The organism is Arthrobacter sp. Cza30, assembly GCF_059090765.1.
In genome coordinates this window covers 758710-766886 of the sequence record NZ_JBNHGA010000004.1, presented here as the reverse complement: position 1 = coordinate 766886, position 8177 = coordinate 758710, and the positions used below count along the sequence as shown (strand labels likewise).

Sequence of the window (8177 nt, the reverse complement as noted above, 5' to 3'; positions counted from 1 at the left end):
CCTGTGGGAGAGTAGGACACCGCCGGACTCCCTTTCACGAAATGGCCACCCCACCGGGGTGGCCATTTCGCGTTAACAACCCCACAGGGAACCACGCGCACGCCTCGGTAGACTTCTGGGATGCCCGCGCTCGATCTGTCCCTCTCCGCCGTCGACCTCACGCGCACGATCTGCGACATCCCGAGCGTCTCGAGCGAGGAGACGCCTCTCGCGGATGCGATCCACGACGCGGTCACGCGGATGCCGCACCTCGAGGTGTACCGCGATGGCGACACGATCGTCGCGCGCACGCAGCTGGGCCGGCCTCAGCGCGTTGTGATCGCCGGCCACATCGACACGGTGCCGATCAACGGCAACGTCCCCACGCGCGACATCGCCATCGACGGCGAGGCCTTCCTGTGGGGTCGTGGCACCGTCGACATGAAGGCCGGGGTCGCCGTGCAGCTCAAGCTCGCGGCCGAGCTTTCCGAGCCTCGTGTCGACATCACCTGGATGTGGTACGACCATGAAGAGGTCGACGCCGACCTCAACGGCCTGACACGACTGGCCCGCACGCGCCCTGATCTGTTCGCGGGGGACTTCGCCATCCTCGGCGAGCCGTCCAACGGAGAGGTCGAGGGCGGCTGCAACGGCAACCTCCGCGCCATCGTGCGCACCGACGGTGTCCGCGCGCACAGCGCCCGGGCGTGGATCGGCGAGAACGCCATCCACAAGGCCGCGCCCGTGCTGTCCCGTCTCGCGGAGTACCGCCCGCGTGAGATCGCCGTCGAAGGGCTGCTGTACCGCGAGGGTCTCAACGCGGTGCGGGTCCGCGGCGGCATCGCGGGCAATGTCATCCCCGACCTCTGCGAGGTCGAGGTGAACTACCGGTTCGCCCCGAGCCGCACGGTCGCGGAAGCGGAGCGTCACGTCCGGGACGTGTTCGCGGGCTTCGACGTCGAGGTCGTCGATGCCGCCGCCGGGGCACGTCCTGGCCTCGACGCGCCCCTCGCGCAGGAGTTCCTGGCCGCCGTGGACGCCCAGCCCCGGCCGAAATACGGCTGGACCGACGTGGCGCGCTTCAGCGCGCTCGGCGTGCCGGCGGTGAACTACGGCCCCGGCGACCCGCACCTCGCCCACCACGACGAGGAGCGCGTGGCCCTCTCCCAGATCGAGGCGGTCGAGCGGGGCCTGCGGGCGTGGCTGTCGAGTCGCTGACCACTGCGTCCGCGCGCTCCGGCTGGGGCGCCGTGGCGCTGCGCATCGCGTTCATCTATGCCGCGGCGCGCGTCGTCACGACGGCCTTCCTGCTGCTTGCGGCGGAGCTGTCGGGGTTCGGCTCGCGGATGGGGCCCGACGCGTCACTGTCGGACACGGTCGTCGCGTGGGACGGTCAGTGGTACTGGTACGTGGCGGAGGCGGGATACCCGAGCGATCTGCCCCGGACCGACGACGGCCGCGTCGCCGAGAACCAGTGGGCGTTCATGCCGGTGTTCGCCTACCTCGCCAAGGCGGTGGGCGCGCCGTTCGGCAGCTGGGCGGTCGGGGCCTTCCTGGTCTCCCTGCTCGCGGGGTACGCGGCATCCCTCGTGCTGTACCACCTGCTCCGCATCAAGCTGGACGACTCCGCCGCCACCTGGTCGGTGGTCTTCTTCGCCTCGGCGCCCCTGGCCGCGCTGTTCCAGGTCGGGTACGCCGAATCGCTGAACCTGCTGTGGCTCTTCTGCGCGCTGTGGTGCGTGCTCGCACGTCGCTACCGGTGGCTCTATCTGCTCATCCCGCTGATGGCGTTCACCCGGCCGGGAGTCCTCGCCTTCGCGCTGATGCTGGGCCTCGTCGGCATCTGGCGGTGGACGCGGCGCGCGAAGGAGCCGCTGGGCGCGGCCGAGATCGCCCACATCGTCGCACTCGGGAGCCTCGCGGTGGCCTGCGGCTTCGCCTGGCAGGTGATCGCGGGACTGGTGACGGGGGAGCCGGGCGCCTATCTCGCGACCGAGCTCGCGTGGCGCCGCAACTGGATCCCCGGCGACGCGGAGTTCTTCCCGCTCGAGGGGTTCCTCAGCGCGGCCGCGTTCTGGTTCGGCACCATGTGGCATCTCCCGGCGTTCCTGGGCCCCATAGCCCTGGCGGCCCTCGTGCTGGGTGCGGCGGCGGCGCTGATCCTCCTGCCGCAGGTGCGCGCCCTCGGCGTCGAGCTGCGCCTGTGGGCTGCCAGTTACCTCGTGTACCTGCTGCTGGTGTTCTTCCCGCAGTCGAGCATCTTCCGGCTGCTGATTCCGCTGTCGCCGCTGTGGGGCGCGATCGCCGTCCCGCGGTCGAGGGTCTGGCGGGGGAGCATCCTCGTGCTGTGCCTGGCGGGGCAGTGGTGGTGGATCTACAACATGTATGCGCTCGGAAGCACCCCGTGGCAGGTTCCGTGACGGCTCGAGGGGGCGCTTTCCGGCAGGAATGTCGCGAGGAAACGCTCTCACGATAAACTCATCTGTGCAGACCATCGATGAAAGGGAGCCGCAATGGCAGCCATGAAGCCGAGAACCGGAGACGGGCCGATGGAGGCCGTGAAGGAGGGTCGCCTCATCATCGTGCGCGTGCCGCTCGAAGGTGGGGGCCGCCTCGTCGTCTCGGTGAACGACGCTGAGGCCAAGGAGCTCTACGACGTGTTGGGCGGCGTGGTCAACGCCGCGTGAGTCGCATCGTCTCGCGGACGGCCGGTCTTCGGACCGGCCGTTTCCGTTCGCGCGAGGGCCCTGCTCGTCGATGCCCGCTCAGTCGCGGGCGACGGTGGTCAGCTGAAGCAGACCTTCCCCGGTGATCGAGAGGGCCCCGATGACGGCCGGCGACGACTGCGTCTCCTGGATGAGGGACCGGTAGGCGGTCGTGACGGGGTCACGGCGGACAGGGTCGGCGACCGCACCGCCGGCGAGGACGCGGGGCACCAGCACGGTGCCGCCGGCCCGCACGAGCCGGAGACCGTGCTCGACGTACTCGATCACGCCTTCGGGATCGGCATCCACGAGCACGATGTCGTAGGACGCCTCGTTCATGCGGGGCAGCACGTCCGCCGCCCGGCCCGTGATGAAGCGCGCGCGGGCAGGCGGGATCCGCGCGTCCGAGAACGCCTGCCGTGCCGCACCGAGGTGCTCGGGCTCTTTGTCGATCGTCGTCAGGGTCGCGCGCGGCGAGCCGTGGTGCAGCCAGAGCCCCGAGACGCCGGCGCCCGTGCCGATCTCGACGATGTTCAGTGCCTGGGATGCCGCGGCGATCAAGGCGCACTGCGCGCCCACGGCGGGACTGATGGGGGCTGCGCCCAGCTCGAGGGCGTGCGCGCGCGCCTTCGCGATGTGCTCCGGTTCCACCGTCGCCTCATCGACGAAACGCTGGTTCGCGCTCTGCTCTCCCATCGAAACCCTCCGCCGTCAGCCTACGCGGGCGGGCGGCGCATCCCGCTGAGGCGCGGCGGGTAACCTGATGTCATGTTCTTCGGCCTGACGATCGAGAAGCTGCTGCTCATCGGTCTCATCGCGGCGCTCATCGTCGGTCCGGAGCGCCTGCCGCGGTACGCGGAGTCCCTCGCCGTCTTCACGCGCCGCGCGCGCGACTGGGTGTCCACGGCCAAGACCCGCGTGCGCGACGAGATGGGCGAGGACTTCGACGACGTCGACTGGCGCACGCTGGACCCCCGCCAGTACGATCCCCGGCGCATCATCCGCGAAGCGCTGCTGGACGATGCGCCCGTGCCGACGGTCCGTGCCGCGGGGGTCGCCGGAGCGATGGCGGCGACCGGTGCGCCTCCCGCTCCGCCGGTCCGATCTCCGTTCCGCGGTCCCGAGGCGGAGCCTCCGCCGTTCGACTCCGAAGCGACCTGATCGTCCTCAGGCGGGGCGGAACGGGAGCGACTTCCCGGCGAGGCCCCGAGGAGTCCCGGCCAGGCTTTCGGCGACCTGGGCGATGGCGCGGGACGCCGGATCCCCCGGATGCGCCAGCACGGCCGGGATGCCGGCATCCGCATCCTGCCGCAGCGACGGACTGAGCGGAACCGACGCCAGCACGGGCACCCGGTCATCCGGTCGCGACAGCGCCGCCGCCACAGCCGCGCCCCCGCCGCTGCCGAAGACATCGACCACGGTGCCGTCGGGAAGCGTCATCGCCGCCATGTTCTCCACGACCCCGACCACACGCTGACCCGTCTGCCGGGCGACCAGGCCGCTGCGCACCGCGACATCGGATGCCGCCGTCTGCGGGGTGGTCACCACCAGGACGTCCGCGTGCGGGAGGAGCTGCCCGACCGAGATGGCCACATCGCCGGTGCCCGGCGGCATGTCCAGCAGCAGCACATCCAGATCGCCGAAGTACACGTCGGTGAGGAACTGCTGCACGGTGCGGTGCAGCATCGGCCCGCGCCAGGCGACGGCCCCCAGCGGCCCGTCGCCGGCGCCGCGGCGCAGGAACATGCCGATCGAGATGACCTTGACGCCATGGGCGACCGGGGGGAGCATCACGTCGTCGATCCGGGTGGGCTGCGGGACGCTCCCGTCCGCGGCGACGAGTCCGAGCTGGCCCGGGATCGAGAACCCGTGCACGTCCGCGTCGATCAAGCCGACGGACAGGCCGGAGTGGGCCAGCGCCACGGCCAGATTGGCCGTGATCGTCGACTTTCCGACGCCGCCCTTGCCGCTGGTCACCGCGATCACGCGCGTGAGCGCGTCCGGACCGAACGGCATCTCGCGGCTGCGCCCGCCCCGGAGCCGCTCGGTGAGCTGCGCGCGCTGCTGCGGTGTCATGACGCCCACCTCGAGGGAGACCTCGACGACCCCCGGAACGGATGCCGCGGCGGAGCGGACGTCCGTGCTGATCCGGTCCGCAGCGGGGCAGCCCACGATCGTGAGCGCGATGGCGACGTGGGCGACGCCGTCGGTCACGGTGACCTCGCGCACCATGTCGAGCTCGCCGATGGGGCGCCGGAGCTCGGGGTCGGGGACGGCCCCGACCGCGCGGCGGACATCGTCCGCGGTCGCGACGGTCATCGGGCGGCGCCCTCCTCGTCCTCGTCCTGATCAGCGTGCTCCAGCTTGTCCAGAAGGACGCGGAGCTCGGCGCGCAGGACATCGCGGGTGAGGACCTGATCCGAGAAGTCGTTCACCGCCATGCGCAGCGCGACGACCTCGCGGGCGAGGTACTCGGTGTCGGCGAGGTTGCGCTCGGCGCGCTGGCGATCCTGCTCGATCTGCACCCGGTCGCGGTCGTCCTGCCGGTTCTGCGCCAACAGGATGAGAGGTGCGGCATAGGAAGCCTGCAGGGACAGGATCAGGGTCAGCAGGGTGTAGTTGAACTCGCGCGGGTCGAACTGCAACTCCCGCGGGGCGAGAGTGTTCCACGCCAGCCAGACGACGACGAACACCGTCATCCCCAGCAGGAAGCCCGAGGTGCCCATGGCGCGTGCGAACGCCTCCGAGAACCGGCCGAAGCGGTCGCGTGAGGGCTGCGGCGTGCGCTGCAGCATGCCGCCGCGGCCGCGGGGGGCGTCCAGAGCGGGCCCCTTGTTGCGCCGCGCCATCATCGGCCCGCCCCGGTCGACGCGTGCGTTGACGCGGAGTGCTCCTCCTGCGAACGCCAGTCGTCGGGAAGCAGGTGGTCCAGCACGTCGTCGATGCTGACCGCGCCGACGAGGCGCCGCGCCTGATCGATCACCGGCACCGACACGAGGTTGTAGCTGGCAAGGAGCCTGGCGACCTCGGCCGCCGACGCGCTCGCCGGCACGGGTTCGAGGGTGTCGTCGATGATCGCGCCGACGCGCTCGTGCGGCGGATATCGCAGCATGCGCTGGAAGTGCACGGTCCCCAGGAAGCGGCCCGTCGGCGTCTCGTAGGGCGGCAGGGTGATGAAGACGGCCGCCGCGAGCGCGGGGTGGAGCTCATGGCGCCGGATCAGCGCGAGAGCCTCGGCCACCGTGGCGTCGGCCGACAGGACGATGGGCTCGCTCGTCATGAGTCCGCCGGCCGTGTCGGGGCCGTACTTCAGCAGCGCGCGGACGTCTTCGGCCTCCTCGGGCTCCATGAGATCGAGCAGCTCCTCGGAGCGCTCCTCCGAGAGCTGGCCCAGCAGGTCGGCCGCGTCGTCGGGCTCCATCGCGTCGAGGATGTCCGCGGCGCGCTCGTCGCCCAGCGCCTCGAGGATGTGCACCTGCTCGTCCTCGGGCATCTCCTCGAGCGCGTCGGCGAGCCGATCGTCGGGCAGTTCCTCGGCCACCTCGATGAGGCGCTCCTCGGGGAGGTCGAGGAGCGTGTTGGCCAGGTCGGCGGGCTTGAGGTCGGAGTAGGTCGCCACGAGCTGCTCGGCCGACTGCGCTTCGCCGGGATTCTGCTGCTCGCGCACCTCCGACCACGACGCGAAGGTCGTGGCGCCCTTGGCGAAGGGGGAGGCGCTGGTGCGCGGCCGGCGGAGGAAGAGCTGGCCGACGTCCCAGCCGCCGAGGCGATCGCGCTCGATCGCCACGTCCTCGATGACGGCCTCGCCGGATCCGTCGTTGAGATACACCTTGCGGCCGAGCAGCTCGGCCATCACGCGCACCTCGCCACCGCGCTGCTGGAACCGACGGACGTTGATGAGCCCGGTGGTGATGACCTGCCCGGTGGCGATCGAGGTGACACGCCCGATGGAGACGAAGACGTGACGCCGCCCCGGGATCTCGACGACCAGTCCGACCACGCGCGGCGGGTCGTTCTTGCGATAGATGACGACCACGTCGCGGACCTTGCCGAGGCGGTCGCCCGCAGGGTCGAAGACGGCGCAGCCGGACAGGCGCGCGACGAAAACCCTCTGCGTGCTCACGATCCCAGCGTAGTCGGCGGGCCGTGGGAGGATGGGGGAATGACCATGATGGGCGGCCGGTTCCCGAAGGGCTCGGACGAGGTCGGTCAGACCGTCGCGAGCTTCCCGACGTACGAGGCTGCGCAGAAGGTGGTGTCCTCCCTCATCGCGGCCGAGATCCCCGCGCGGGACATCGCCATCGTGGGGCAGGGGCTGCGCTCGATCGAACGCATCACGGGCCGGCTCGGCTACGCGTCCGCGGCGCGGTCGGGTGCGGTGAACGGTCTGCTCCTGGGTCTGCTCTTCTCGGCCATCCTCGTCATCGGGTCTCCGGCGGTCCCGATCCAGGCCTTCGTGGGGGTGCTGTTCGTCGGCATCGCGATCGGGATGCTGCTGAGCATCGTCACCTACTCCCTGGTCCGTCGCCGCCGCGACTACGCGTCGGTGGTCCAGGTCGTCGCCGATCACTACGAGGTGACGGTCTCGGCGGGAAGCCTGCACCGTGCGCGTCAGGTCCTGGGCCCGCAGTCGGCGCCCGTGGCAGCCGACGCTCCGCCTCCGGTGAGCCCGTCGTCGGCGGCGCCGGTCGAGCCGCCGCGGTACGGCGAGCGGATCGAGCCGACCGGCGACGAGCCCGAGAGCGACGTCCCGGGCGACGCCGGCGAACAGACGCCGGAGCGCCCTCAGGAGCGCGACGCTCGATGACCGCCGCGCCGGCCGAGGTCCGCATCCCGGTCGCTCTGCCCGCGGGCGCGACCGAGGTGTCGGCGACCCTGACCGTCGCGCCCGACGCCTGGTCGTCCGTCGCGCTGGCGCACGGCGCGGGGGCGGGCTATCGGCATCCGTTCCTGTCCGGCTTCGCCGAGGGGCTTCGGCGGCAGGGCGTGAGCACCCTGCGCTTCAACTTCCCCTATGCCGAGGCGGGACGCCGGATGCCGGGCCCCGCAGCCCACGCGGTCGCCGCGTGGCGCGCAGCCTTCATGTGGCTGCGGGAGCACGCCGGGAACCTCCCCGTCTTCGCCGCGGGCAAGTCGTACGGCGGGCGCATGGCGTCCATGGCCGCCGCCGAGGGCGTCATCTCGCCGGCCGGCCTGGTGTACCTCGGCTACCCGCTGCATCCCCCCGGCAGCCCCGACAAAGTCCGCACCGCGCATCTGCCCGACATCACGCAGCCGCAGCTGTTCGTCGAGGGCACCGAGGACCCGTTCATCGATCCCCACCAGCAGCTGGCGGATGCCGTCGCCTCCTGCCGTGCCGCCGACATCGCCTGGATCGAGGGCGGCGGTCACTCGTTCGAGGTGAAGGGCCGCAAGCGGCCTGCCGACGAGGTCGCCGCCGACCTCGCTCCGCTCGTCGCGGACTGGATGCGCTCGCACGCCTGACCGTCGCGA

Annotated in this window: 10 protein-coding genes; 6 read left to right on the top strand and 4 right to left on the bottom strand. The window is 71.5% G+C overall.

All coding sequences use genetic code 11. The features are described from left to right. Nucleotides 1-120: 120 nt before the first annotated feature. The 3 genes from dapE to AC5RVZ_RS17270 all read left to right on the top strand — a co-directional run bounded on the left by dapE (nucleotide 121) and on the right by AC5RVZ_RS17270 (nucleotide 2666). Nucleotides 121-1197, top strand: a complete 1077-nt coding sequence (gene dapE, locus AC5RVZ_RS17280; protein WP_494066983.1) for a succinyl-diaminopimelate desuccinylase — start codon at nucleotides 121-123, stop codon at nucleotides 1195-1197. Further along, nucleotides 1179-2399, top strand: coding sequence for a hypothetical protein (locus AC5RVZ_RS17275; protein ID WP_494066982.1), 1221 nt, complete (start codon nucleotides 1179-1181; stop codon nucleotides 2397-2399). The genes dapE and AC5RVZ_RS17275 overlap by 19 nt, the downstream gene beginning before the upstream one ends. Nucleotides 2400-2492: 93 nt before the next feature. Further along, complete coding sequence (locus AC5RVZ_RS17270) at nucleotides 2493-2666, top strand: DUF3117 domain-containing protein (RefSeq protein ID WP_019179788.1); 174 nt, start codon at nucleotides 2493-2495, stop codon at nucleotides 2664-2666. Nucleotides 2667-2744: 78 nt separating this feature from the next. Here AC5RVZ_RS17270 and AC5RVZ_RS17265 read toward each other — a convergent pair whose 3' ends face one another. Then, nucleotides 2745-3380 (bottom strand): O-methyltransferase, encoded by a 636-nt coding sequence (locus AC5RVZ_RS17265; protein WP_494066981.1) that lies wholly within the window; start codon nucleotides 3378-3380, stop codon nucleotides 2745-2747. A 72-nt stretch (nucleotides 3381-3452) separates the two neighbouring features. Here AC5RVZ_RS17265 and AC5RVZ_RS17260 point away from each other — a divergent pair, with 72 nt between their 5' ends. After that, the gene (locus tag AC5RVZ_RS17260) at nucleotides 3453-3845 is read left to right on the top strand and encodes a twin-arginine translocase TatA/TatE family subunit (RefSeq protein ID WP_494066980.1); all 393 of its coding nucleotides are present in this window, start codon (nucleotides 3453-3455) and stop codon (nucleotides 3843-3845) included. A gap of 6 nt (nucleotides 3846-3851) precedes the next feature. On the opposite strand, the gene AC5RVZ_RS17255 is transcribed toward AC5RVZ_RS17260, so the two are convergent. The 3 genes from AC5RVZ_RS17255 to AC5RVZ_RS17245 are packed head-to-tail and all read right to left on the bottom strand — an operon-like array spanning nucleotide 3852 to nucleotide 6807. Further along, nucleotides 3852-5003, bottom strand: a complete 1152-nt coding sequence (locus AC5RVZ_RS17255; protein ID WP_494066979.1) for an Mrp/NBP35 family ATP-binding protein — start codon at nucleotides 5001-5003, stop codon at nucleotides 3852-3854. Further along, nucleotides 5000-5533 (bottom strand): DUF1003 domain-containing protein, encoded by a 534-nt coding sequence (locus AC5RVZ_RS17250; protein WP_494067011.1) that lies wholly within the window; start codon nucleotides 5531-5533, stop codon nucleotides 5000-5002. The genes AC5RVZ_RS17255 and AC5RVZ_RS17250 overlap by 4 nt, the downstream gene beginning before the upstream one ends. Further along, complete coding sequence (locus AC5RVZ_RS17245; protein ID WP_494066978.1) at nucleotides 5533-6807, bottom strand: magnesium transporter MgtE N-terminal domain-containing protein; 1275 nt, start codon at nucleotides 6805-6807, stop codon at nucleotides 5533-5535. Before AC5RVZ_RS17245 ends, AC5RVZ_RS17250 begins: the two co-directional genes overlap by 1 nt. A 39-nt stretch (nucleotides 6808-6846) precedes the next feature. Here AC5RVZ_RS17245 and AC5RVZ_RS17240 point away from each other — a divergent pair, with 39 nt between their 5' ends. Beyond that, on the top strand, nucleotides 6847-7491 hold the full coding sequence (locus AC5RVZ_RS17240; RefSeq protein ID WP_494066977.1) for a YflT domain-containing protein: 645 nt from the start codon (nucleotides 6847-6849) through the stop codon (nucleotides 7489-7491). Further along, a complete protein-coding gene (locus AC5RVZ_RS17235; protein ID WP_494066976.1) occupies nucleotides 7488-8168 on the top strand; it encodes an alpha/beta hydrolase family protein in 681 nt (226 codons plus the stop codon). Before AC5RVZ_RS17240 ends, AC5RVZ_RS17235 begins: the two co-directional genes overlap by 4 nt. The last annotated feature ends 9 nt before the right edge of the window (nucleotides 8169-8177 follow it).